At 60.0% G+C, this 23198-nt stretch carries 23 protein-coding genes; 8 read left to right on the plus strand and 15 right to left on the minus strand.

Annotated features, from left to right (window positions below):
• Window positions 1-17: 17 nt before the first annotated feature.
• The 5 genes from ACZRMS_RS23480 to ACZRMS_RS23500 form a co-directional block, all read right to left on the minus strand.
• Window positions 18-632 carry a DUF4136 domain-containing protein gene (locus ACZRMS_RS23480; protein WP_463997299.1) on the minus strand — a complete coding sequence of 205 codons (615 nt, stop codon included), beginning with the start codon at window positions 630-632 and terminating at the stop codon, window positions 18-20.
• Window positions 633-655: 23 nt separating this feature from the next.
• Complete coding sequence (locus ACZRMS_RS23485; RefSeq protein WP_463997300.1) at window positions 656-1405, minus strand: methyltransferase domain-containing protein; 750 nt, start codon at window positions 1403-1405, stop codon at window positions 656-658.
• On the minus strand, window positions 1402-1707 hold the full coding sequence (locus ACZRMS_RS23490; protein ID WP_463947599.1) for a nucleotide pyrophosphohydrolase: 306 nt from the start codon (window positions 1705-1707) through the stop codon (window positions 1402-1404). The genes ACZRMS_RS23485 and ACZRMS_RS23490 overlap by 4 nt, the downstream gene beginning before the upstream one ends.
• Window positions 1708-1856: 149 nt before the next feature.
• A complete protein-coding gene (locus ACZRMS_RS23495) occupies window positions 1857-2711 on the minus strand; it encodes a MaoC family dehydratase (protein ID WP_463997301.1) in 855 nt (284 codons plus the stop codon).
• Between the two features lie 3 nt (window positions 2712-2714).
• The gene (locus tag ACZRMS_RS23500) at window positions 2715-4067 is read right to left on the minus strand and encodes a 3-oxoacyl-ACP reductase (RefSeq protein WP_463997302.1); all 1353 of its coding nucleotides are present in this window, start codon (window positions 4065-4067) and stop codon (window positions 2715-2717) included.
• A 185-nt stretch (window positions 4068-4252) separates the two neighbouring features.
• Here ACZRMS_RS23500 and ACZRMS_RS23505 point away from each other — a divergent pair, with 185 nt between their 5' ends.
• On the plus strand, window positions 4253-5527 hold the full coding sequence (locus ACZRMS_RS23505; RefSeq protein ID WP_463997303.1) for an acetyl-CoA C-acetyltransferase: 1275 nt from the start codon (window positions 4253-4255) through the stop codon (window positions 5525-5527).
• Between the two features lie 67 nt (window positions 5528-5594).
• Here the strand turns inward: ACZRMS_RS23505 and ACZRMS_RS23510 are convergent, their stop codons facing one another.
• Entirely contained in the window at window positions 5595-6608 is a 1014-nt protein-coding gene (locus ACZRMS_RS23510; RefSeq protein ID WP_463997304.1) for a bile acid:sodium symporter family protein, read from the minus strand.
• An 82-nt stretch (window positions 6609-6690) separates the two neighbouring features.
• Here ACZRMS_RS23510 and ACZRMS_RS23515 point away from each other — a divergent pair, with 82 nt between their 5' ends.
• Entirely contained in the window at window positions 6691-7485 is a 795-nt protein-coding gene (locus ACZRMS_RS23515; protein WP_463997305.1) for an AraC family transcriptional regulator, read from the plus strand.
• Between the two features lie 127 nt (window positions 7486-7612).
• Window positions 7613-8506, plus strand: coding sequence for a PA4780 family RIO1-like protein kinase (locus tag ACZRMS_RS23520; RefSeq protein WP_463997306.1), 894 nt, complete (start codon window positions 7613-7615; stop codon window positions 8504-8506).
• Between the two features lie 38 nt (window positions 8507-8544).
• Here the strand turns inward: ACZRMS_RS23520 and cueR are convergent, their stop codons facing one another.
• The 3 genes from cueR to ACZRMS_RS23535 form a co-directional block, all read right to left on the minus strand.
• Window positions 8545-8970 carry a Cu(I)-responsive transcriptional regulator gene (gene cueR / locus ACZRMS_RS23525; protein WP_463997307.1) on the minus strand — a complete coding sequence of 142 codons (426 nt, stop codon included), beginning with the start codon at window positions 8968-8970 and terminating at the stop codon, window positions 8545-8547.
• 13 nt (window positions 8971-8983) lie between these two features.
• Window positions 8984-11371 (minus strand): heavy metal translocating P-type ATPase, encoded by a 2388-nt coding sequence (locus tag ACZRMS_RS23530; RefSeq protein ID WP_463997308.1) that lies wholly within the window; start codon window positions 11369-11371, stop codon window positions 8984-8986.
• A gap of 95 nt (window positions 11372-11466) precedes the next feature.
• Complete coding sequence (locus ACZRMS_RS23535; RefSeq protein WP_463997309.1) at window positions 11467-11847, minus strand: hypothetical protein; 381 nt, start codon at window positions 11845-11847, stop codon at window positions 11467-11469.
• A gap of 146 nt (window positions 11848-11993) precedes the next feature.
• On the opposite strand from ACZRMS_RS23535, the gene ACZRMS_RS23540 reads away from it, so the two are divergent.
• Together ACZRMS_RS23540 and ACZRMS_RS23545 are read left to right on the plus strand one after the other, a co-directional pair.
• The gene (locus ACZRMS_RS23540) at window positions 11994-12194 is read left to right on the plus strand and encodes a heavy-metal-associated domain-containing protein (RefSeq protein ID WP_048360213.1); all 201 of its coding nucleotides are present in this window, start codon (window positions 11994-11996) and stop codon (window positions 12192-12194) included.
• A gap of 193 nt (window positions 12195-12387) precedes the next feature.
• A complete protein-coding gene (locus tag ACZRMS_RS23545; RefSeq protein WP_463997310.1) occupies window positions 12388-13584 on the plus strand; it encodes a multidrug effflux MFS transporter in 1197 nt (398 codons plus the stop codon).
• Between the two features lies 1 nt (window position 13585).
• Here the strand turns inward: ACZRMS_RS23545 and ACZRMS_RS23550 are convergent, their stop codons facing one another.
• Window positions 13586-13756: a hypothetical protein gene (locus tag ACZRMS_RS23550; protein WP_463997311.1), complete on the minus strand. Its 171-nt coding sequence runs from the start codon at window positions 13754-13756 to the stop codon at window positions 13586-13588.
• Between the two features lie 124 nt (window positions 13757-13880).
• The gene (locus ACZRMS_RS23555; RefSeq protein ID WP_463997312.1) at window positions 13881-14894 is read right to left on the minus strand and encodes a zinc-binding alcohol dehydrogenase family protein; all 1014 of its coding nucleotides are present in this window, start codon (window positions 14892-14894) and stop codon (window positions 13881-13883) included.
• A 124-nt stretch (window positions 14895-15018) separates the two neighbouring features.
• Between ACZRMS_RS23555 and ACZRMS_RS23560 the strand changes: the two genes are divergently transcribed.
• Window positions 15019-15936 (plus strand): LysR family transcriptional regulator, encoded by a 918-nt coding sequence (locus tag ACZRMS_RS23560; protein ID WP_463997313.1) that lies wholly within the window; start codon window positions 15019-15021, stop codon window positions 15934-15936.
• Window positions 15937-15985: 49 nt separating this feature from the next.
• On the opposite strand, the gene ACZRMS_RS23565 is transcribed toward ACZRMS_RS23560, so the two are convergent.
• The 4 genes from ACZRMS_RS23565 to ACZRMS_RS23580 form a co-directional block, all read right to left on the minus strand.
• Window positions 15986-16939 (minus strand): adenosine deaminase, encoded by a 954-nt coding sequence (locus ACZRMS_RS23565; protein ID WP_463997314.1) that lies wholly within the window; start codon window positions 16937-16939, stop codon window positions 15986-15988.
• A gap of 171 nt (window positions 16940-17110) precedes the next feature.
• Complete coding sequence (locus ACZRMS_RS23570; RefSeq protein ID WP_463997315.1) at window positions 17111-17797, minus strand: SDR family oxidoreductase; 687 nt, start codon at window positions 17795-17797, stop codon at window positions 17111-17113.
• 519 nt (window positions 17798-18316) lie between these two features.
• A complete protein-coding gene (locus ACZRMS_RS23575; RefSeq protein ID WP_463997316.1) occupies window positions 18317-18913 on the minus strand; it encodes an IMPACT family protein in 597 nt (198 codons plus the stop codon).
• 95 nt (window positions 18914-19008) lie between these two features.
• Entirely contained in the window at window positions 19009-19929 is a 921-nt protein-coding gene (locus tag ACZRMS_RS23580) for a LysR family transcriptional regulator (RefSeq protein ID WP_463997317.1), read from the minus strand.
• A gap of 123 nt (window positions 19930-20052) precedes the next feature.
• Here ACZRMS_RS23580 and aptA point away from each other — a divergent pair, with 123 nt between their 5' ends.
• Together aptA and ACZRMS_RS23590 are read left to right on the plus strand one after the other, a co-directional pair.
• The gene (aptA, locus tag ACZRMS_RS23585) at window positions 20053-21402 is read left to right on the plus strand and encodes an omega-aminotransferase AptA (protein WP_463997318.1); all 1350 of its coding nucleotides are present in this window, start codon (window positions 20053-20055) and stop codon (window positions 21400-21402) included.
• A gap of 86 nt (window positions 21403-21488) precedes the next feature.
• On the plus strand, window positions 21489-22982 hold the full coding sequence (locus ACZRMS_RS23590; protein WP_463997319.1) for a CoA-acylating methylmalonate-semialdehyde dehydrogenase: 1494 nt from the start codon (window positions 21489-21491) through the stop codon (window positions 22980-22982).
• The last annotated feature ends 216 nt before the right edge of the window (window positions 22983-23198 follow it).

The following is a 23198-nucleotide window of genomic DNA, read 5'->3' on the forward strand; positions in this document are numbered from 1 at the left end:
CACTTCAATATCGAGGCTTAATGAGGAGGATAAGCCTGCACCGCCTTGTTCAGTGATTCGCGCAGGGCGTCACTGCGTTCGCTCAGGCTGCCTTTACTGCTGGTTTCTGCACTTGAGCTCCACACCGGTTGGCCGGTCTTGCCGTCATACAGGTTGAGTCGAACCACCATGACTTCAACCTCGTATGTGCGTACCACGGGTACAGAGTTATACATTCCGTACTGGTTGCCGTAACGGCCGTAGCCGCTTCCATAGCCTGCTCCATAACCATAGTCGTCCTGTACCTGGCGCAAGCGTTTTTCGGTATGCAAATCAGCACTGACCCACAGATCAGCCGGACGGTCGGGCTGTACCGGGCGTAAACCGCGCTGGTCCAGGGCATTGCTCACGGCTTCGGCGATTTGTGCCGAGTCGGCCCAGGCGGTGCCCACCGGCAGGCGATTGTTGAGCCAGGCCCAGCTCTGGTAGCGCCCGTAGTCCCGTGGCGGTGCCGGGTAGGCACTCAAATCCAGGGTGTTGGCCGCCTGTGCCGGGGCCGGTGGCATCGGCATGGCGCTTGGGGTGTAAGGGTTGGGGCTTTGGCAGGCGCCCAGCCCCAGGCTTAGAACGATTAAGGCAACGCGGCGATACATGATGTTCTCCCCCGCAGGGCGATTTAAACCGGGCGGCACACCCAATGCAGGTAACGTCCCAACCCGGCAAAGGCAGGATGGCGACGGTGGGCCAGTTCCATTTCAACCAGTGCTTCAAGTTCGACACGAGCCTGAAACTCCACTGGCATGTAGTCGTGAAACACCCGCACGCCGCTCCGGGTTTCGACCTGCCACAGGCCTTCCATGGCCGTGGCCAGTTCCCGCGGGTCCAGGGGCTGTTGCGGGGTGAGGCTCTGCTTTTCGCCGGCCATGTCGTTCTTGCGCATCTTGCGGAAGTGGCCCTTGAGCAGGTTGCGATAGATCAGCGCGTCGCGGTTGTAAAACGCCAGGGACAACCAGCCGTTTTTGGCGGTCAGTTGATGCAGCACCGGCAGGATCGCGTGGGGCTCGGCCAGCCATTCCAGCACGGCGTGGCACAGCACCAGGTCATAGGGCTCGGTCAGCTGGCCCAGCAATTCCTGCCAGGGTGCCTGGATAAAGGTGGCCGTCTGGCCTGCCTCGGCAAAGCGCTGGCGGGCACCTTCCAGCATCGGCGCGGCCGGTTCTGCCAGGGTCACGTCGTGCCCCTGCTGTGCCAGCCACAAAGACATATGGCCCAGCCCGGCACCGATATCCAGCACCCGCAACGGGCGTTGTGGCAATGATTCCTTGAGGTCGGCCTGAAGCACGGCCAGACGAATGGCACCCTTGGCGCCGCCGTAGATCTTCTCGGCGAAGCGGGTGGCCAGTTGGTCGAAGTGACGGTCACTCATTTGCTGAAACGCCTTTCATTGTCGGCCAGTTTGTTGCGCACTACGTCGTTCATGTCCAGGCCCAGTTCGGCGCACAGCAACACGAGATACAGCACGATATCGCCCACTTCCTGCCCGGCGTGGGCGAGTTTGTCGGCGGGGAGCTGGCGGGATTGGTCTTCGCTCAACCACTGAAAGATTTCCACCAGTTCGGCCATCTCGACACTGGCAGCCATGGCCAGGTTTTTCGGGCTGTGGAATTGCTTCCAGTCGTTGTTATCGCGGATGCGATGCATGCGCTGGGTCAGTTCATCAAGATTCATTGCGGGCGTGCTCTCCAGAAGGCGCAAAGCTTGCGACTGAACGGGCATTGGTGCAAGTGAAAGGCATAGAACTCATGCGGGTCTGGCACGCAATACGTTGTAGCCGCAGCCTCGCTGCGCTCCTCAGCGGCTACAGGGGGCGTGTCGGTTCAGCAGATCGGTCGCCAGTTGCCGATGAGGTGGACGAGATCGCCCGGCCCGTTAACTTGAAAGTCGCCGCTGGAGCCCGGCGCGCTGGCCAGCAGGATCACTTCGCCGGGCAGGCGTACCGGCTTTTTAAAGGCCACGAAAACCTCGACATTGGCGGCCGGCAGGTGCGAAGTCAGGGCCGCGAGGGCGCGGGCTTTTATCCACAGGCCGTGGGCGATGGCACTGGGCAGGCCAAACAGCCTGGCGCTGGCAGCACTGAGGTGGATAGGGTTGTAGTCGCCTGACACTCTGGCGTACTGGCGGCCAATGCCGGCCGGGGCATACCAGCGGGTCAGTTCGTTCAGCGCAACCGGCGCAGGCGACGGGGGCTCGGACACCGGCCCCGGTAGTTCGACGCCTTTGCACAGCAGCGTGCTTTCAGCCTCCCACAGCGGGCCGAGCAGATCGTCCACCCGGGTGACCATCTCAAAGGTGGCTCCCTTGGCGTGTTTTTGCAGGTTGTGCACAAACACCCCGATGCGCAGCTGCGTCACGCCCCCCATGGGGCGCAGTATCCGAATCCGGTTAGTCAGATGGATCAACCCGAGCAGCGGGAAAGGGAACTCCTTGCCCGTCAGTAATTGCATTTGCAGCCCGAAGGCCAGGACATGGGGATAAGTAGGCGGCAGCAATGGGCTCGGCACCAGCTCGCATGCATCCCTGAAAGCCGCCAGTGGCTTGGCCTCAACCTCGACCTGGCAGCGCAAGCCCTGTTCCGGCAAGGTGCTGCCGGTGATTTTGCGTCGGGCCGCGGCGTGAGCATAGAGCGCGGGCAAGTTCGGGGGGGTGTCGCGGTCAAGCCACTGTGTGGTCATGGTTCATGCTCCCAAAATACTTTGCCCGCACACTCGCAGCGCTTGCCCGCTGACGGCGCCCGAGCCCGGTTGACTGAGCCAGGCCACGGCTTCGGCAACGTCCTGCGGCAGGCCGCCCTGACCCAATGAGCTCATGCGCCGCCCGGCTTCGCGCAGGGCAAAGGGGATATGCGCAGTCATTTGGGTTTCGATAAAGCCCGGGGCCACGGCGTTGATGCTGATGCCGCGCTCGCCCAGCAATGGTGCCCAGGCCTGGGCCAGGCCAATCAGCCCGGCCTTGCTGGCGGCGTAGTTGGTCTGCCCGCGATTGCCGGCGATGCCGCTGATGGATGCGAGCAGAATCACCCGGCCGTTATCGCGCAGGGTGCCGCTGTCGAGCAGGGCCTTGGTCAGCACCTGCGGGGCGTTGAGGTTGACGGCCAGTACTGCGTCCCAGAACTCGGGCGTCATATTGGCCAGGGTTTTGTCGCGGGTGATGCCGGCGTTGTGAACCACGATATCGACGCCGTCGGCCAGTTGCCCGATCAGTTGCCCGGCGGCGTCAGCGGCGCAGATATCCAGCGCGATGCTGTGCCCGCCCAGGCGTGCGGCCAGCGCATCAAGGTCACTTTTGGCCGAGGGCACATCGAGCAGGATCAGCTCGGCGCCATCCCGGGCCAAGGTTTCGGCGATCGCGGCACCAATCCCGCGAGCCGCCCCGGTGACCAGTGCCTTGCGCCCGGCCAGAGGTCGCGTCCAGTCCTGTACCTGGGCGTCGCAGGCTGTAAGACGCAGCACTTGGCCGCTGATAAACGCACTTTTAGGCGAGAGGAAAAACCGCAGCGCCCCTTCAAGTTGCTCTTCGGCCCCTTCGCCGACATACAGCAGTTGCAGGGTGCTGGCGTTGCGCAGCTCTTTGGCCAGTGAGCGGCTGAAACCCTCAAGCGCACGCTGGGCGCTGGCGGCAAAAGGGTCACTTAATGTTTCGGGTGCGCGGCCCAGAATCACCAGGTGCGCGCTGTGTTCCAGATTGCGCAGCAGCGGCTGGAAAAATTCGCGCAGTTGCTTGAGCTGGTCGGTGTGCAGCAACGTGCTGGCGTCGAAGACCACGGCCTTGAGTTTGGGCCCCTGGCCAGGAATCCATGGCGTGGCGATCAACGGTTCGGCGCCATAGCTGAACACGGCGTCGGTGAGTTTGCTGGCAAACCGGTTGACCTGTTCAGCCAGCTGGCCGCCGCCAATCAGCAGCGGACCTTCGACGGGGCGCAGACGCCCGGCTTGCCAGCGTTCCAGTCTGCCCGGTGACGGCAACCCCAACGCGCCGACCAGGCGCTGGCCGAGGGATGAGTTGACGAAGTCGATATAACGGTCTGACATGGAACACTCTCCGACAGATGGGGTTCAAAGGGTTGACCACAAACATGCCGTGGTCGTTCGTTATCAGCGATATGGCCTACGCTAGGGTCTGTTGACGTTTGGTTGTGACCCAGCGGCGCAGCCACAACCAAACGTCAACAGACCCTAGTAACGATTAGTGGATTAAAGAGAATAGGGGGAATCGTATGAGTCTGCGTCGTGTTGCCATTATTGGCGGTAATCGAATTCCATTTGCCCGTTCCAACGGGTCGTATGCGAGCGCCAGTAATCAGGCGATGTTGACGGCTGCACTGGAGGGGTTGATCGAGCGTTACAACCTGCATGGGCTGCGCATGGGCGAGGTGGTGGCCGGGGCCGTGCTCAAGGATTCGCGGGACTTCAGCCTGACCCGCGAGTGCGTGCTGGGCTCGCGCTTGTCGCCGCAGACTCCGGCCTATGACTTGCAGCAAGCGTGCGGCACTGGCCTTGAGGCCGTTGTGCTGGTGGCCAATAAAATAGCCCTGGGGCAGATTGACTGCGCGATTGCAGGCGGTGTCGATACAACTTCAGATGCGCCGATCGGCCTGAATGACGGGCTGCGCAAATGGCTGCTGCAGTTCAATCGCACCAAGGCCCCTGTGGACAAGCTCAAAGCCTTGCTGCAATTGCGCCCGGGCTTCCTGAAACCGGAGTTTCCGCGCAATGGCGAGCCGCGCACCGGTCTGTCGATGGGCCAGCACTGCGAGTTGATGGCGCAGGCCTGGGACATCCCCCGGGTTGAGCAGGATGAGTTTGCCCTGCACAGTCATCAGGCCTTGACAGCGGCGTATCACGCGGGTTGGGAAGATGACTTGATCACACCGTTCATGGGCCTGAGCCGCGACAACAACCTGCGTGCCGACCTGACCCTGGAGAAACTGGCAGCCCTTAAACCGGTGTTCGAGCGCAGTGCCAAGGGCACGCTGACGGCGGGCAACTCCACCCCGTTGACCGATGGCGCGTCAGTGGTGTTGCTGGGCAGCGAAGAATGGGCCCGGGAGCGCGGCTTGCCGGTGTTGGCGTACTTTCGCGATGCAGAAACGGCAGCGGTGGATTTCGTGCATGGCGCTGAAGGCCTGCTGATGGCCCCGGTGTATGCCGTCCCACGGTTGTTGGCGCGTAATGGCCTGACCTTGCAGGACTTTGACTACTACGAAATTCACGAAGCCTTTGCCGCCCAGGTGTTGTGCACCTTGAAGGCCTGGGAGGATGCGCACTACTGCAAAACCCGATTGGGGCTCGATGCACCGCTGGGCTCGATTGATCGCAGCAAGCTGAATATCAAGGGCAGTTCACTGGCGGTTGGGCATCCGTTTGCGGCGACGGGCGGGCGGATTGTCACCAACATGTCCAAGTTGCTCGCCACCGCCGGGCAAGGGCGAGGGCTGATCTCGATCTGCGCGGCGGGCGGGCAGGGAGTGACGGCAATCCTTGAGCGGTAGCGCTGAACCCCATAGGCACTCTGTTACCGGCCAAGGCTCGCTCCCACGGTTGAAGTCTCTCCAGACGTTATTCGGGCACTGGGGCCCGAACCTCTTTGCGATTGCGAGTGGCGTAGCTTTCCGCCATGACCGAGCACACGATCAGCTGCAGCGGGTGGTAGATCATGATCGGCAGCAGAATCAGCCCCAGCCCCGGGTTGGCGCCGAAGATCAGCGCGGCCATCGGCGCGCCTGCCGCCAGGGATTTCTTGCTGGCGCAGAACACCGCGGCAATTTCATCGCTGGTGCTGAACCTCAGGGCGCGGGCGGTGCGGGTGGTCAGCCACAGGATCACCGCCAGCAGCAAGGCACTGCCGATCAAGGCGCTGATAATCACCGAGGTGCCTTGCTCTTGCCACATGCCCGACACCATCGAGTTGCAGAACGCGGCGTAGACCAGCAGCAGAATCACCACCTTGTCGGCGATGTTGGTGTAGCGCTTGTGGCGGGCGAAAAAGCGGCCGAGCCAGGGGCGCAGCAGTTGGCCCAGCACCAGCGGCAGCAAGAGCATGGCGCACAGGTCGAGCAAAGTTGAACCCAGGTCAATGCCCCCGGAGCCGCTGCCCAGCACCAGGCTCACCAGCAATGGCGTGAGAAAAATCCCCAGCACGCTGGACAGGCTGGCGTTGAGAATCGCCGCCGGTACGTTGCCGCCTGCGCTGCCGGTCAGTGCCACCGAGGACGAGATGGTCGAGGGCAGGGCGCACAAGTAGAAGAAGCCCAGCATCAGCAGCGGCGGGATATGCGCCCCCAGCAGTTTGTCGCTGATCACCCACAGCAGGGGGAACACGATAAAGGTGAAGCCTTGAACCATCAGGTGCAGGCGGGTGTTTCTCAGACCGTGGCTGATCTGTTCGCTGGACAGGTTGACCCCGTGCAGGAAGAACACCAGAAACACACCGATGTTGATTACCCATTCAGCGTGCATGGCGCCGCCGGTGCTGCCGAAGTGTGGAAACACATACGCGAGAAAAGTCGCAAGCAGCATGCCGCACAGAAACCAGTCGGTGACCATTCGTTTGAGATGTTTGAGCACAGCCATTGAGGGCACCGCAACATTGTAAGAATTGATGACTTAGCCTAACGTCGGATGTATCTGACGTCTTGCGATATAAGGCCAACCAATGCCGCCAAACGGACAACGTGGGCTCCAGCGTGCGATTCCAGTGCTCGATGTTTTGCCCCGGGCGCTGTATGCCCGGGCCGAAAGCCTGGGGGCGGGTTCGTGGACGCCACGGCATCGGCATGATTGGGTGCAGTTTTCGTACGCGATCAGTGGCGTGCTGGGCGTGCATACCGACGAAGGCAGTTTCTTTGCACCGCCGCAGTGGGGTATCTGGATTCCGGCCGGGCTGGAACATGAGGTCATCACCTCGATGCGGGCTGAAATGCGCAGTCTGTATGTGCGTCGTGAGGACTGTCCGTGGGCGCCGCCGCATTGTCGCGTGCTTGAGGTCACCCCGCTGGCCCGGGAATTGATCAAGCGTTTTTGCGACTTGCCGGTGGAGTACCCCGAAGGCCAGACCCCTGAACAACGGCTGGTGCAGGTGCTGCTCGATCAGCTTGCCAGTTTGCCCGAGGTCGGGTTTTCGCTGCCATTGCCGCGTCATGGGCGGTTGCTGGCGCTGTGCAGTGAGCTGATCGAACGCCCGGATACAGACGTAACCTTGAGCCTGTGGGCCGAGCGCCTGGGTACGTCGGAAAAAACCCTGATGCGTTTGTTTACCCGTGAAACCGGCTTGAGCTTTGGCCGCTGGCGTCAGCGCATGCGCTTGCTGTCGTCTTTGCGGGTGCTGGAGGAGGGGGCCAGTGTGACCAGCGCCGCGTTGTCCTGCGGTTATGACTCGACGTCGGCCTTTATTGCCGCCTTCAAGAAAATGTTCGGGTTTACCCCGGGCGAGTTGTTTCGTCATTGCTGAGTCGGTGCTCTAAACGAGTTACTCGTCTATCATGCAAAATCGTTTGCCCCCTCCCCGTGGTGAGTGGATTGCCGTATAACGAGTGACATTCGCGTGTTTGGTAATAAAGGACCCACAATAAAAGCTGATGAAGACTCCAAAACGCTTAGAACCCCTGATCGAGGACGGTCTGATCGACGAGGTGCTGCGCCCACTCATGAGTGGCAAAGAAGCAGCTGTGTACGTAGTCCGCTGCGGCAATGAGCTGCGATGCGCCAAGGTTTATAAGGAGGCTAACAAACGAAGTTTCCGCCAGGCCGCCGAATATCAGGAGGGTCGCAAGGTTCGTAACAGCCGTCAGGCCCGAGCGATGGCCAAGGGCTCCAAGTTCGGTCGTAAAGAAACCGAAGATGCCTGGCAGAACGCTGAAGTGGCTGCGTTGTTTCGTCTGGCGGGCGCCGGTGTCCGGGTTCCAAAACCGTTCGACTTCCTTGAGGGCGTGCTGTTGATGGAGCTGGTGGCGGATGAGTACGGCGATGCCGCGCCGCGTCTCAATGACGTGACGCTGGAGCCGGATCAGGCCCGTGAGTATCACGCGTTCCTGATTCAGCAGATCGTGCTGATGCTGTGCACTGGCCTGGTCCACGGCGACTTGTCCGAGTTCAACGTACTGTTGACCCCGACCGGCCCGGTGATCATCGACTTGCCGCAAGCAGTCGATGCAGCGGGCAACAACCACGCATTCAGCATGCTGGAGCGTGATGTGGGCAACATGGCTTCTTACTTCGGGCGTTTTGCGCCGGAGCTCAAGACCACCAAGTACGCCAAGGAAATGTGGGCGCTTTACGAAGCGGCCACCTTGCACCCTGGTAGCGTGTTGACCGGCGAGTTTGACGAGCCGGACGAGTTGGCGGATGTCGGCGGTGTAATGCGCGAGATCGAAGCGGCACGTCTGGACGAAGCATTCCGTCAGGCAGTACGGGCTGCGGATGATGCGCCACCGAGCAAAGCCGAAGAGCCGCCTCCACCATGGATGCAGTGATTCGATGAATAAAAAAATCCGGCCCAGGCCGGATTTTTTTATGGCTGCTTCAGGGGCCCTTCACGGCTACAGCATTTACCCGATTCCAGATCCTTGAGAATAGGGCAGTCAGGACGGTGGTCGCCCTGGCAGCTTTCGACCAGTTCCTGCAGGGTGTCGCGCAGGCCGGTGAGTTCGCGGATTTTTTGATTCAACTGCTCGATATGCTCACGGGCCAGGGCTTTGACATCGCCGCTGGCTCGCTGGCGGTCCTGCCAGAGAGTCAGCAGCTTGCCCACTTCTTCCAGCGAAAACCCCAAATCCCGGGAGCGCTTGATAAACGCCAGGGTGTGCAGGTCGTCGTCGCTGTACAGGCGGTAGCCGCTGTCACTGCGATGTGCGGGTTTGAGCAGGCCGATGGACTCGTAATAACGAATCATCTTGGCGCTCAGGCCGCTGTGTTTGGCTGCCTGGCCGATATTCATTGCTGGGGGCTCCTCATTCAAGATCCTTGGGTTTCCAGAATTTGAGCATCAACGCGTTGCTGACCACGCTGACGCTGGAAAAGGCCATGGCCGCGCCCGCCAGCACCGGATTCAAAAAGCCGAAGGCGGCCAGCGGAATCCCGATCATGTTGTAGATAAAGGCCCAAAACAGGTTTTGCCGGATCTTGGCGTAGGTTTTACGGCTGATTTCCAGCGCGGCGGGGACCAGTCGCGGGTCGCCGCGCATCAGGGTGATCCCGGCAGCATGCATGGCCACGTCGGTGCCGCCGCCCATGGCGATGCCGATATCGGCCGCTGCCAGCGCCGGGGCGTCGTTGATGCCGTCGCCAACCATGGCCACGACGCCGGTTTTTTTCAGCTCGGCCACGGTCGCCGCCTTGTCGGCGGGCAGGACTTCGGCGTGTACGTCGGTGATGCCCAGCGCGTCGGCGACTACTTTTGCGCTACCGCGGTTATCGCCGGTCAACAAGTGGCTGCTGATGTGGCGGGCATTGAGCTGCTGGATCGCCGAGTACGCGCCGTTCTTGAGCGTGTCGCCAAAGGCAAACAGGCCCAGCACTTGCGGTTGCGGGCTTTGCTCGATCAGCCACGACAGGGTACGGCCTTCGGTTTCCCAGGCCTGGGCGGACCCGGCCAGCGTACCCGGGCCAAGGCCGCTCTCTTCCAGCAGGCGACGGTTGCCCAGCGCCAGGCGCCGGCCCTCCAGGGTGCCGGCAATGCCGCGTCCGGTGAGTGATTGGCTGTCCGTGACATCAGGAACGTTCAGATCGCGGGCGGTGCAGGCGTCCAGTACGGCTTTGGCCAGCGGGTGTTCGCTGCCGCGTTGCAGGGCGCCGGCGGCTTGCAGCAACTGCGCCTCATCACCGTCGAGGGCGCTGAAGTGGGCAATTTGCGGAGTGCCGGAGGTCAGGGTGCCGGTTTTGTCGAAAACCACGGCGCTGACTTCATGGGCGCGTTCGAGGGCTTCGGCGTCTTTGATCAGAATTCCGTAGCGGGCGGCCACGCCGGTGCCGGCCATGATCGCTGTCGGTGTCGCCAGCCCCAGCGCACAGGGGCAGGCGATGACCAATACCGCCACGGCGTTGATCAGCGCGGTTTCGATGGGGGCGCCGTAGAACCACCAGCCCAGCAGGGTGGCGAGTGCAATCAGGAGCACCACTGGGACAAACACCTGGCTGACTTTATCCACCAGTTTCTGGATCGGCGCCTTGGCGGCCTGGGCGTCTTCGACCAGGCGGATAATGCGTGCCAGTACGGTTTCGGTGCCAAGGGCCAGGGTTTTGATGACCAGTCGGCCCTCGCCATTGATGGCGCCCCCGGTGACTTTATCCCCAGGCTGTTTCGGCACGGGCAGGCTTTCGCCGCTGATCAGGGCTTCGTCGGCATGGCTCTGGCCTTCAACCACTTCGCCATCGACCGGGAAGCGTTCGCCGGGTTTGACCAGTACCAGATCATTAAGGCGCAGGTCGCTGATGGCGACGTCTTGCTCCTGCCCGTCGACTACGCGCAATGCACGTTCAGGGCGCAGGGCCTCCAGGGCGCGGATGGCGCTGGCGGTCTGGCGTTTGGCACGGCTTTCGAGGTATTTGCCCAGCAGCACCAGCGCGATCACTACCGCCGAGGCTTCGAAATACAGATGCGGCATGGTGCCGGGCGCTGCGGTGACCCACTCGTAAATACTTAGGCCATAACCGGCGCTGGTGCCCAGGGCGACCAGCAAGTCCATGTTGCCCGCACCGGCCTTGACGGCTTTCCAGGCGGCGACATAAAAACGCGCGCCGAGGATGAATTGCACCGGGGTGGCGAGCACAAACTGCGCCCAGGCCGGGAGCATCCAATGCACACCGAAGGGGGCGAGCAGCATCGGCAGTACCAGCGGCAGCGCCAGCATAATGGCCAGGGTCAGCGCCCAGCGCTCACGGTGCAGACGCTTTTGTTGATCGTCTTGAGTGGTTTTTTGATTTTGGTGAACGCTGGCGCCATAGCCTGCCTGGCTGACCGCGTTGATCAGCACGTTCGTATCGACCTCGCCGAGCAGCTCTATATGAGCGCGCTCACTGGCTAGGTTGACGCTGGCGCTTTTGACCCCGGGCACTTTGGCCAGGGCTTTTTCGACCCGGCCCGCGCAAGAGGCGCAGGTCATGCCGTTGATGTCCAGTTCCAGGCTATGGGCCGGTACGCTGTAGCCCGCCTGTTGAACGGCTTCTACCAGTGCCGGAAGGTTATCGGCAGGTGCCACGACGCGGGCCTGCTCGGTGGCCAGATTGACGCTGACCGAACGGACCCCGGGCACTTTGGCCAGGGCTTTCTCCACACGGCCGGCGCAACTGGCGCAGGTCATGCCGGCAATCGGCAGATCGAATTGGGTGGGCACGAGCATTCCTCCTCAAGAAGTTATCTATCCATAGAATCAACCTTGACCCCATGGGAAGGTCAAGGCCTCTTGCTGTGCGTCGGGCCGCTCATCGACCCCGTTTAATATTCCAGCCTGGCGGGCATGAGGTACATGCCTTGCTTGCCGAGGGCGATACGGTACTTGCGTACGTCACCGGCCTTCAGCGAGAACTGCTGGGCCGGCGGTACGAGCATGCCCGGCAAGCAGCCGGGGGCCTGGCCGGGGAGCAGTTTGAGACGGATATCGACGCTGGCAGCCGGTAAATTGAAGGCCAGCGCCTGTTCCTGAAACAAACGTCCGGCCAGTTGATTGTCGATATACACACCGACCTCGCAACTGGTGGGTACTTCAAGGCGTTCGCGGGAGATGATCAGTACGCCGTAGTCCTGGGCGGCATTTGCCCACAGCGGCAAACTGGCAAGACCCAAAAGGCTGACTAGGCTCAAAGCGGACCAGCGCATGGCTAGGTATCCTGTTTTAAATCGCAAGGCTTGCAGCTTGGCCGAGCAGAGGATGGATTGCCAGTCAGCGAGTAAAACAACGGGCTTGACCTTGCCACGGTGGCAAGGTCGAAGCTGTCGTCATCTCTCAGATAGGAGGCGTGATCATGCAAACGTTCAAAGTAGATGGTATGACCTGTGGCGGTTGTGTTGGCGCGGTGACCCGTGCCGTGCAGGCTGTGGATAAAGACGCGAAAGTCGAAGTGGACCTGGCGACCAAAACCGTCAAGGTGGACAGCAAGGTGTCCCCTTTGCAAATCATCGACGTGATCACCAATGCCGGGTTTGAGGCGCGGACTGCGCACTAGGGTCAATGGTGGGAGCTGGCTTGCCTGCGATGGTATCGCTGCGCCAGGCTGCGGCGCTTGAGTCGCGAGCAAGCCCGATCCCACAGAGTCTTTGGCATCGAGCTATTTATTAGCTAGCTATCTTTATGTTCAAGTTCTGCAACCACGGCTAGACTATCGGGCTGCGCTAACCGCAGCCCGATCTGGATACCTGATGAACTTTCGAACAATTTTGATTCTCGGCGCCCTGAGTGCCTTCGGCCCTTTGGCGATCGATTTCTATCTGCCGGGCTTCCCGGCGATGGCGCAAGCCTTTGCAACTGATGAGCAACACATTCAGCTCACCCTGGCGGTTTACTTTTTGGGCTTGTCTATCGGCCAGCTGGCTTATGGCCCGATTGCTGACCGTTTCGGGCGGCGCATACCGCTGCTGGTGGGGGTTGGCCTGTTCACTGCAGCGTCTGCGGCCTGTGCATTTGCCCCTACCCTGGAATGGCTGATCGGTGCCCGGTTCGTTCAGGCATTGGGTGGTTGCGCAGGCATGGTGCTGTCGCGGGCAATTGTCAGCGACAAGTGTGATGCCGTGGGTTCGGCCAAGGTCTTTTCGCAGTTGATGCTGGTGATGGGGCTAGCCCCGATCCTGGCGCCCATGCTCGGCGGTGTTCTGGTCAACCTGCATGGCTGGCAGTCGATTTTCATCGTGCTGACCGGCTTCAGTGCCCTGGCTGCACTGGCCGTGGCATTGGGCCTGCCGGAAAGCTTGCCCGCCAATGTGCCGCGCCAACCGCTGTCGGGTGCATTGCGCCAATATGGCAGTTTGCTCAAGGATCGCGAGTTTCTGGGGCATGCCCTCACCGGGGGGATCGCCATGGCCGGGATGTTTGCCTACATAGCCGGTTCACCCTTTGTCTTTATCAAACTCTACGGCGTTCCTGCCGAGCATTACGGCTGGTTGTTTGGCAGCAACGCCGCGGGCTTTATTCTGGTCGCCCAGGTTAATGCCCGCTTGCTGGCCAAGCGCGGCCCGGCCTTTTTGCTGGCGCGTACGGTGTGGGTCTATCTGGCGGCAGGTCTGGTGTTGTTGGGTATCAGTGCGCTGCACACCGAGCAACTGTGGCCGCTGTTGATCCCGCTGTTTATCTGTATTGCCAGCCTGGGTTGCATCATCCCCAACGCTTCGGCCTGTGCCATGAGCGGGCAGGGCGCGCGCGCCGGCAGTGCCTCGGCGATGCTCGGCTGTTTGCAGTTCAGTGTGGCCGCGGCGGCCGCGTCATTGGTGGGGGTGTTGCACGATGGCAGCGCAATGCCGATGGCAATGGTCATTACCCTGTGTGGCGTGTTGGCAGTTGCTATCGCGGTGGCGACCCGACGTGTTTATACCGCCCGGATCGCCGCTCAGCAGTCGATCTGATTCAGCCGGCCAAGCGCTCGGGGAGTATGTGGGGCGCTTGCAGGCGCGATTGCAGCGTGTCCACAAAGGCGCGGGCCTCGGATTCGCTGCGAAAGTTGACGGTCTGCTGATCGATTTGAACCTGCCATTGGCAGTTACGGGATCTTGCTAACGCTTTTATCAGGATTTTCATTTCTGGCCTCCTTCGGTTCGCAAAGGAGGTCAGTGTATGCCGAAATACTTTGGCAAATATGTCCGGGATCAAGTCTCTGACTGACGGTTGAACATTGGCCGTATCCGTCCTCCGGCACGTTTTATCAGAACCCTTCGAGCACGATTTTGCCTTTGGCCTTGCCGCTTTCCAGCAGCTCATGGGCGCGGCGCAGGTTGGCGGCATTGATGCGGCCAAAGTGCTCGCCCACCGTGGTGCGCAGGGTACCGGCGTCGATCAGTTCGGCGACGCGGTTGAGCAGGTGATGCTGCTCGATCATGTCCGGGGTTTCGAACAGCGAGCGGGTGTACATGAACTCCCAGTGCAACGAGAGGCTCTTGCGCTTGAGCTTGGTAATGTCCAGCGCCTTGGGATCGTCGATCAAAGCCAGTTTGCCTTGGGGGGCGAGCGCTTCTACCAGTTGGTCCAGATGCTGATCGGTCTGGGTCAGGCTGGTCACGTGGGTGACGGCGTTGATGCCGTGACGCTTGAGTTCTTCGCTCAACGGCTGGCTATGGTCGACAACGATGTCGGCGCCCAGCTCGCGGACCCAGGCCTGGGTTTCAGGGCGTGAAGCGCTGCCAATCACCTTGAGTGCGCTCAGCTGGCTGGCCAGTTGGGTCAGGATCGAACCGACGCCGCCCGCCGCGCCGACGATCAGCAGGCTTTGTTGTTCATCGTTTTTGCCTTCGGTGACACCAAGGCGTTCAAACAGCAGTTCCCACGCGGTGATGGCCGTCAGCGGCAGCGCTGCTGCCTGGGCGAAATCGAGGCTCTTTGGCATATGACCAACGATTCGCTCGTCGACCACATGACGCTCGCTGTTGCCCCCGGCACGGGCGATGGAACCGGCGTAAAACACCTTGTCGCCAACCTTGAACAGGCTGACGTCACTGCCAACCGCCTTGACCACACCGGCAACATCCCAGCCCAGCACTTTGGCCGCGCCTGCTTCAGGCTGTGCGTTCTGGCGCACTTTTGTGTCCACCGGGTTGACGGAAACGGCCTTGACCTCGACCAGCAGGTCGCGGGGGCCGGCCACCGGCTCAGGCAATTCAATGTCTTGCAGGGCCAGTGGGTCTTGAATCGGTAGCGAATGGTAATAGGCAACAGCTTTCATAGGGCACGTCCTGAAGATGGGTAAGAAACTGGTGATGATGATTCGCTATTTCGCAGGATGATAAAACCGGATAAAACAGCAGTCTCTTTCAATATTATTTTGATAATTGCCGAGTGAACTTTGGATGCTGCGTTTCGATGACCTGCAATTGTTTGTTCGCGCCGCTGATTTGGGCAGCCTTTCGGCAGCCGCGCGGGTGATGGACCTGTCGCCTGCGGTGGCCAGTGCGGCACTCAAGCGGATAGAGGCGCAGTTGGGGGCGCGGCTGCTGGCGCGCTCCACCCGCAGCTTGCGTCTGACGGCGGAGGGCGAAGGGTTTCTTGAATATGCCCGTACGGCACTGGCCAGCCTTGATGAAGGGCGACGCCTGCTGGCCCGCGGGCAAGATCAGGTCAGCGGTGTGCTGCAACTGTCTGCACCGTCGGACTTCGGGCGCAATCTGCTGTTGCCCTGGCTCGACGAGTTTCAGCGTGAGCACCCGCAACTGACAGTGCGATTGTTGCTGGGCGACCGGATAGCCGACCTGTTCCGCCAGCCGGTGGACATTGCCCTGCGTTACGGCGAGCCGGAAGACTCCAGCCTGGTGGCGTTGCCGGTGGCCCCGGACAATCGCCGGGTGCTGTGCGCATCACCGGCTTACCTGGCACGCCACGGGGAACCGCGTCAGCTCGAACAGTTGCTGCAACACAATTGCCTCCTGTACATGCTTGGCACGCGGGTTCACGACCACTGGAAATTCAATGACGGCAAGCGCGAGCCGGGGCTGACGGTGAGTGGCAATCGTTTCAGTGATGATGCCGATGTGGTGCGCTTGTGGGCGGTTGCCGGGGAGGGCATTGCCTACAAGTCGTGGCTGGATGTGGCGGGGGATGTGCAGGCTGGCAGGCTCAAGGTGTTATTGCCGGAGCTGACCTGTGAACGGGCGCCGTTGAATCTGCTTTGTGGGCATCGTGCGCAGTTGAGCAAACCGGTGAAGTTATTGCGCGACATGCTCAGCGAGCGGTGTGGGATGTTGAGCAAACTGTATCCGGGCAGACAGTGAACCTTCTGTGGGAGCGGGCAGGCCCGCGCCCACAGGAGGCGTGCAGGTGTCAGGGCCTGATCAACCGTGCATCCAGGCTGTTTTGCGCCAGGCGTTTGGCCTGGTCCTGGGTCATGCCCAGGTCGGTGTACAGCGCGTGGAAGTTCTCGGTCATGTAGCCACCGAAGTAAGCCGGGTCATCGGAGTTGACCGTGACTTTCACGCCACGCTCAAGCATGTCGAGAATGTTGTGCTGTGACATGTGATCGAACACGCAGAGCTTGGTGTTGGACAACGGGCATACGGTCAACGGGATTTGCTCGTCGATGATGCGTTGCATCAGGCGCTCGTCTTCAATCGCCCGCACGCCGTGGTCTATGCGCTGAATCTTCAGCAGATCGAGGGCTTCCCAGATGTATTCCGGCGGGCCTTCTTCGCCTGCGTGGGCGACTGTCAGGAAGCCTTCGTGGCGTGCGCGATCGAACACGCGCTGGAACTTGCTCGGCGGGTGGCCCATTTCTGAACTGTCCAGGCCGACGGCGATAAATGCATCGCGAAACGGCAGTGCCTGGTCGAGGGTTTTTTCGGCTTCTTCTTCGCTCAAGTGGCGCAGGAAGCTCAGGATCAGGCCGCTGGTGATGCCCAGTTGCTGCTCGCCATCCTTGAGTGCGCTGGCGATGCCGTTGAGCACGACTTCGAACGGGATGCCGCGGTCAGTGTGGGTTTGCGGGTCGAAGAACGGTTCGGTGTGAATGACGTTCTGTGCCTTGCAGCGCAACAGGTAGGCCCATGTCAGGTCGTAGAAGTCCTGAGAGGTGCGCAGTACGTCCGCGCCCTTGTAATAGAGGTCGAGGAACTCTTGCAGGTTGTTGAAGGCATACGCCTTGCGCAAGGTTTCAACGTCGTTCCAGGGCAGGGCGATCTTGTTGCGCTCGGCCAGCGCGAACAGCAACTCAGGCTCCAGGGAGCCTTCAAGGTGCATGTGCAGTTCAGCTTTTGGCAGGGCGTTCAGCCAGTCATACATAAAAAATTTTCTCATCAGGTGCAAACAAGGCGCACTGAACCGTCGTACTGCAGATGACGGTTGAGTGCGCCTGCAAAAACGACATTCTACAGGCGTGTTACAGAGTGCAACATAAAACTAGACCAACTGGTTTGCATGGGAGGTGTGAAGCGCGACGGCAGGATCGTCGTGTTACCAGGGCAGGGTTTCTCCTTTGTAGTTAAGGAAGAAGTGACCGCCTTTACCGGCGTAGGCATCGACCTGATCAATGAGGCCGCGGGTACTGGTGGCTACATCGATATCAGCGCCTTCGCCGCCCATATCGGTTTTGACCCAGCCCGGGTGCAGGGACAAAACGGTCAGCTTGCGATCGCCCAACTGACTGACGAAGGTATTGGTCAGGGAGTTGAGAGCTGCCTTGCTGGCCTTGTACAGCGCCAGTTCCGGTGCGTCGGGGCTGGTAATGCTGCCCAGGCCCGAGCTCATGAACGCCAGCACCCCGGTGTCCGGGCGCAGGTTTTCTGTAAAACATTGCGCCAGGCTGACAGGCGCAACGATGTTGGTCCAAAACAGCTGTGCCACTTCATGGGCGGGGGCTGCGCCGGGCGTCTGGTTGTCCGGACCTTTGACGCCGGCGTTGACGAACAGCAAGTCGAAAACCTGGCCCTGCAGACGCTCATGCAGAGCGTTGACGGAGCCAGCATCGTCCATGTCCAGTTGCTCGACATGGACGTCGGGTACGGCACGCAGGGCTTCGGCCCGGCTCTTGTCGCGCACGGTCGCGGTAACCGCCCAGCCATCTTCTTTCAGGCGTTGTACCAGCCCGAGACCCAAACCTCGGGAGGCGCCGATAATCAGTGCGTTTTTTGTCCCGGACATGATGTGTTTCCTTTGAGCAGGGAAGGTCGCAAACGGCTACTTTGCCCCAGCCACCTGAGCAATACCAGTGCTGGGCTTGCGCTGCATCGGGGAGTTATCTACATGGCACCAGCACCCTTTCAGGGCGTGGATAAACCGATAAGTAGCTATCGGTTTCCGCTATTCGATCAAAAAACGTACAAAATTATACAGCCGCTGCCGGACAAGCCTTACGGGGGCTCTTGCACGGGTTATCCACAGGTTGCTCCACAGCTACTGTGCACAAGCGCAAAAGCTCGGCATAAGCACCTGAGGGCCTTGTTCCAACTGGCGATAAACAGCAGCAAGCGACTGTTTTATCGAGAAAAGAGTGGCGTACTGGCTAAATTGATCATTTTTTGATCTTTGATGGCAAAGCCACGTTCCTAAAGGCCTGCAGCGGTATGTGCTCAGGTTATCCACAGCCCGGTGCACAGCGGTTGGGGGTAAAGACGCAGGGGAGGGGAGCGGCGGGCCAGGTTAAGCAACCCGCCATGACGGTCACGGCGTGGCGCGATGCCGGTGCAGGATAATGCGGCCACGGCTGAGGTCGGCCAGCTGTTGTTGCAACAGACTGATCTGTGGCTCGGCCACGGCCATCCGCAGTGACACCCCTTGAGCGTTGAAGGTTTCGTCGAGCAACAGCCCGCCCAGGTCATTGAGTCGTACTTTCAAGAGGGCCAGCTCGCTGAATGAACATTCACAGCTCAGTTCGGTGCGCTGGATCAGCGGCAGGTGCTCGGCGTTTTGCAGGCATTTGTTGGCGCCCCCGCCATATGCCCGTGCCAGGCCGCCCGTACCCAGTTGGATACCGCCGTACCAGCGGATGACGAGGACTACGACTTGATCGAAATCCTGTGCCTCGATGGCCGCCAGAATGGGGCGCCCGGCGGTACCGCCGGGTTCGCCGTCGTCGTGGCTGCGGTATTGATCGGCCAGCTTCCAGGCCCAGCAATTATGCGAGGCATTGAGGTCGCGGTGCTGTTCGATAAATGCTTGGGCTTCGGCGGCCGTACTGATGGGGCCGGCGAAGGTGATAAAGCGGCTCTTGCGAATTTCTTCACGGTATTCGCACAGGCCGGCCAGGGTAAAAGGCATGCTCTACTCAGTGTCGTGACGGGGTGTTGGGCCGCAGCCCATGAGGATGATATGAATCCGCCCGGAATTCTGCGTGCAGGCATCATTTTGGCACTCTAGCGTGTGGCCTCCAGACTTTCCAGAAAGCTTTCCAGCACCAAATGAGGACGTCGACCCTTGCGGGTCACAGATGCCAGGCTCAAGTCGTAGAACCGTGTTTTGGGCTTTAGTGCCCGCAACCGACCTTGCTGAACCCACAGGCTGGCGTAATGGTCCGGCAGATAACCGATATAGCGTCCGGTCAAAATCAGGAAGGCCATGCCTTCGCGGTCCGAAGCACTGGCGGTGCAATTGAGCGCTTGATAGAGGGCCTGGATTTCAGAGGGCAGGCGAAAGGTCGGGGCAATGGCATCTTGATCATTGAGCCGCACATCCTCCAGCTGCCGGTCATCGACATAAAACAATGGATGGCCCACCGCGCAATACAGCAGGGAGCGCTCGCTGTAGAGCGGCAGATACTCCAGCCCGGACAAGGTGCTTGCCTGGGGGACGACGCCCACATGCAGGCGCCCGTCGAGCACCCCTTGTTCGACTTCATGGGGCGAGATCATACGGATATGGACTTGCACTTCAGGGCCGCGTTCTTTGAGTTGGGCCAGGGCGTGGGTGATGCGCATATGGGGCAGTGTCACGAGGTTATCGGTCAGGCCTATGTTCAGCTCGCCGCGTAAATGTAGATGAAGGCCGTTTACCTCTGTGCGAAAGCTCTCAAGTGCGCCGAGTAATTGCAGAGCCGACTGGTAGACCTCTCGCCCTTCTTCAGTCAGAGAAAACCCTGCTCGCCCACGCTGACAAAGACGCAAGCCCAGGCGCTGTTCCAGGTCACTCATCTGCTGGCTGATTGCAGAGCGTCCGATGCCCAGCACCGTCTCTGCGGCCGAGAACCCGCCGCACTCCACAACACTGCGAAAGATGCGCAGCAATCGGATATCAAAGTCGCTGACTTGGGCCAGTGCATCGGGACGACGGCTGCTCATAGTTTAGTGAACGCCTAACTAAAGGTTAGAAGAGTTGGATTTCATCGACTTTATAGGCGTGGCAATTTAGGTGCAACAACGCTTTCGATCCCACGCCGCTTTCTGCTTTGCGAGGTTTTGCCCATGAACATGCCCGAAAACGCCGAAGTCATAGTGACCAGTCAGCTCAAGCTGGATGCTCACTGGATGCCTTACACCGCCAACCGTAACTTCCATCGTGACCCGCGTTTTATCGTGGGTGCCAAGGGTAGCTATCTGACGGACGATAAAGGTCGGCAAATCTACGATTCGCTGTCAGGTCTTTGGACTTGCGGCGCAGGGCATACCCGCACGGAAATTCAGCAAGCCGTAGCCAAGCAATTGGGCACTCTCGATTACTCGCCTGCGTTCCAGTACGGCCATCCGCTGTCATTCCAGCTGGCTGAGAAAATCACCGAGCTGACACCGGGCAACCTCAATCACGTGTTCTTCACAGACTCGGGTTCCGAGTGCGCTGATACTGCGGTGAAGATGGTGCGTGCCTACTGGCGCCTGAAAGGGCAGTCGACCAAAACCAAGATGATTGGTCGTGCTCGCGGTTATCACGGTGTAAACATTGCCGGAACCAGTCTGGGCGGTGTGAACGGCAACCGTAAAATGTTTGGCCAGGCAATGATGGACGTGGATCACTTGCCGCATACGCTGTTGGCGAGCAACGCGTTTTCTCGCGGTATGCCTGAGCTGGGCGGGATCGCACTGGCCGATGAGCTGCTCAAACTGATCGAACTCCACGACGCCTCGAATATTGCGGCGGTTTTTGTGGAGCCGATGGCCGGTTCCGCGGGTGTACTGGTTCCGCCTCAGGGGTATCTGAAGCGCCTGCGTGAAATCTGCGATCAGCACAACATTCTGTTGGTCTTCGATGAGGTAATTACCGGCTTTGGTCGTACGGGCTCAATGTTCGGTGCTGACAGCTTCGGTGTGACGCCTGACTTGATGTGCATTGCCAAGCAAGTGACTAACGGTGCTATCCCTATGGGCGCAGTGATTGCGACCAGCGAGATCTATCACACGTTCATGAATCAGCCGACGCCGGAATACGCCGTTGAATTCCCTCATGGCTACACCTATTCGGCCCACCCGGTAGCCTGTGCTGCCGGTCTTGCGGCGCTTGATCTGCTGCAAAAAGAAAACCTGGTGCAGAGCGTGGCTGAAGTCGCGCCGCATTTTGAAAATGCGTTGCACGGTCTGAAGGGCGTGAAAAACGTCATCGATATTCGTAACTATGGTCTGGCGGGTGCTATTCAGATTGCGCCGCGTGATGGCGATGCGATCGTGCGTCCGTTTGATGCTGCGATGAAGCTGTGGAAAGCCGGCTTCTACGTGCGCTTTGGTGGTGACACCCTGCAGTTCGGGCCAACCTTCAATAGCAAGCCGCAAGAGCTGGACCGTTTGTTCGATGCTGTAGGCGAAGCACTTAACCAGATCGACTGATCCTTCTATCTATATAGAAGCGACACTTATTGCACTTACGCAGGCGCGCAGCGTTCGCGCCTGTGGACAACTTTTCTGGAGCATCCATGAGCACCATTCAACACTTGATCAACGGCGAGCTGCTGAACGATTCCGGTCGTACCGCCGATGTATACAACCCGTCGACCGGTAAAGTGATTCACCAGGTTCCGCTGGCCAGCCGCGAGACTATTCAACAAGCCATTGATGCAGCCAAAGCCGCCTTCCCGGCGTGGCGCAATACCCCTCCTGCAAAGCGTGCCCAGGTGATGTTCCGCTTCAAGCAATTGCTGGAGCAGAACGAAGCGCGTATCTCGCAATTGATCAGCGAGGAACACGGCAAGACCCTGGAAGATGCAGCAGGTGAGTTGAAGCGCGGGATCGAGAACGTCGAATACGCCTGCTCTGCTCCTGAAATCTTGAAGGGCGAGTACAGCCGTAACGTAGGGCCGAACATTGATGCATGGTCGGACTTCCAGCCGCTGGGTGTTGTTGCAGGGATTACGCCTTTCAACTTCCCGGCCATGGTTCCGCTGTGGATGTACCCACTGGCGATTGTGTGCGGCAACTGCTTCATTCTTAAGCCGTCTGAGCGCGACCCGAGTTCGACGCTGTTGATCGCTCAACTGTTGCTGGAAGCCGGTCTGCCCAAGGGTGTGATGAACGTGGTGCACGGCGACAAGTCAGCGGTGGATGCATTGATTGAAGCGCCGGAAGTCAAAGCATTGAGCTTTGTGGGCTCGACGCCGATTGCCGAGTACATCTACGCCGAAGGCACCAAGCGCGGCAAACGCGTTCAGGCACTGGGCGGGGCGAAAAACCACGCAGTGCTGATGCCGGATGCGGACCTGGATAACGCGGTCAGTGCATTGATGGGCGCAGCGTACGGCTCATGCGGCGAGCGTTGCATGGCCATTTCGGTGGCAGTGTGTGTGGGCGATCAGGTGGCAGATGCCCTGGTGGCCAAGCTGGTTCCGCAAATCAAGGCGCTTAAAATCGGTGCAGGCACATCCTGTGGTCTGGACATGGGGCCTCTGGTCACCGGGCAGGCACGTGACAAGGTCAGCGGCTATGTGGACGACGGCGTAGCAGCAGGTGCCGAGCTGGTGGTTGATGGCCGCGGGTTGAGCATCAAGGATCACGAAGGGGGCTTCTTCCTCGGGGGCTGCCTGTTTGATCGCGTGACGCCTGAGATGCGCATCTATAAAGAAGAAATTTTTGGCCCGGTGTTGTGCATCGTGCGGGTTGATAGCCTGGAAGCGGCCATGCAACTGATCAATGATCACGAGTACGGCAACGGCACCTGCATTTTCACCCGCGATGGTGAAGCGGCACGTTTGTTCTGCGATGAGATTGAAGTGGGGATGGTGGGGGTTAACGTTCCACTGCCAGTACCTGTGGCATACCACAGCTTCGGCGGCTGGAAGCGTTCGCTGTTTGGCGACCTGCATGCTTATGGTCCGGATGGTGTGCGCTTCTACACACGTCGCAAGGCCATTACCCAGCGCTGGCCGCAACGTGCCAGCCATGAAGCGTCGCAGTTTGCCTTCCCTAGCCTGTAAGGGTGGCGAGAGCCCTATCTCTATATAGAAGAAGAGAGGCCAGCCGTCAGGCTGGCCTCTGCTTTTAGGGGCTTTTAAAGCTATATGACAGAAATGTGAATTTAGGACTTGACCCAGAATTCTGACGGCCTATAATTCGCGCCTCTTCCGGCACAGTAGAAACGGAAAACTCGTTGAGTTTCAATGAGTTGGATCAGTTTTCGAGAGTGCCAGCTT

The sequence above is a fragment of the Pseudomonas sp. B424 genome (assembly GCF_055408345.1).

Excerpts from the sequence above, each read along its gene's own strand:
- ACZRMS_RS23480 (WP_463997299.1), bottom strand. The coding sequence starts at position 632 with ATGTATCGCCGCGTTGCCTTAATCGTTCTAAGCCTGGGGCTGGGCGCC.
- ACZRMS_RS23485 (WP_463997300.1), bottom strand. The coding sequence starts at position 1,405 with ATGAGTGACCGTCACTTCGACCAACTGGCCACCCGCTTCGCCGAGAAG.
- ACZRMS_RS23490 (WP_463947599.1), bottom strand. The coding sequence starts at position 1,707 with ATGAATCTTGATGAACTGACCCAGCGCATGCATCGCATCCGCGATAAC.
- ACZRMS_RS23495 (WP_463997301.1), bottom strand. The coding sequence starts at position 2,711 with ATGACCACACAGTGGCTTGACCGCGACACCCCCCCGAACTTGCCCGCG.
- ACZRMS_RS23500 (WP_463997302.1), bottom strand. The coding sequence starts at position 4,067 with ATGTCAGACCGTTATATCGACTTCGTCAACTCATCCCTCGGCCAGCGC.
- ACZRMS_RS23505 (WP_463997303.1), top strand. The coding sequence starts at position 4,253 with ATGAGTCTGCGTCGTGTTGCCATTATTGGCGGTAATCGAATTCCATTT.
- ACZRMS_RS23510 (WP_463997304.1), bottom strand. The coding sequence starts at position 6,608 with ATGGCTGTGCTCAAACATCTCAAACGAATGGTCACCGACTGGTTTCTG.
- ACZRMS_RS23515 (WP_463997305.1), top strand. The coding sequence starts at position 6,691 with ATGCCGCCAAACGGACAACGTGGGCTCCAGCGTGCGATTCCAGTGCTC.
- ACZRMS_RS23520 (WP_463997306.1), top strand. The coding sequence starts at position 7,613 with ATGAAGACTCCAAAACGCTTAGAACCCCTGATCGAGGACGGTCTGATC.
- cueR (WP_463997307.1), bottom strand. The coding sequence starts at position 8,970 with ATGAATATCGGCCAGGCAGCCAAACACAGCGGCCTGAGCGCCAAGATG.
- ACZRMS_RS23530 (WP_463997308.1), bottom strand. The coding sequence starts at position 11,371 with ATGCTCGTGCCCACCCAATTCGATCTGCCGATTGCCGGCATGACCTGC.
- ACZRMS_RS23535 (WP_463997309.1), bottom strand. The coding sequence starts at position 11,847 with ATGCGCTGGTCCGCTTTGAGCCTAGTCAGCCTTTTGGGTCTTGCCAGT.
- ACZRMS_RS23540 (WP_048360213.1), top strand. The coding sequence starts at position 11,994 with ATGCAAACGTTCAAAGTAGATGGTATGACCTGTGGCGGTTGTGTTGGC.
- ACZRMS_RS23545 (WP_463997310.1), top strand. The coding sequence starts at position 12,388 with ATGAACTTTCGAACAATTTTGATTCTCGGCGCCCTGAGTGCCTTCGGC.
- ACZRMS_RS23550 (WP_463997311.1), bottom strand. The coding sequence starts at position 13,756 with ATGAAAATCCTGATAAAAGCGTTAGCAAGATCCCGTAACTGCCAATGG.
- ACZRMS_RS23555 (WP_463997312.1), bottom strand. The coding sequence starts at position 14,894 with ATGAAAGCTGTTGCCTATTACCATTCGCTACCGATTCAAGACCCACTG.
- ACZRMS_RS23560 (WP_463997313.1), top strand. The coding sequence starts at position 15,019 with ATGCTGCGTTTCGATGACCTGCAATTGTTTGTTCGCGCCGCTGATTTG.
- ACZRMS_RS23565 (WP_463997314.1), bottom strand. The coding sequence starts at position 16,939 with ATGTATGACTGGCTGAACGCCCTGCCAAAAGCTGAACTGCACATGCAC.
- ACZRMS_RS23570 (WP_463997315.1), bottom strand. The coding sequence starts at position 17,797 with ATGTCCGGGACAAAAAACGCACTGATTATCGGCGCCTCCCGAGGTTTG.
- ACZRMS_RS23575 (WP_463997316.1), bottom strand. The coding sequence starts at position 18,913 with ATGCCTTTTACCCTGGCCGGCCTGTGCGAATACCGTGAAGAAATTCGC.
- ACZRMS_RS23580 (WP_463997317.1), bottom strand. The coding sequence starts at position 19,929 with ATGAGCAGCCGTCGTCCCGATGCACTGGCCCAAGTCAGCGACTTTGAT.
- aptA (WP_463997318.1), top strand. The coding sequence starts at position 20,053 with ATGAACATGCCCGAAAACGCCGAAGTCATAGTGACCAGTCAGCTCAAG.
- ACZRMS_RS23590 (WP_463997319.1), top strand. The coding sequence starts at position 21,489 with ATGAGCACCATTCAACACTTGATCAACGGCGAGCTGCTGAACGATTCC.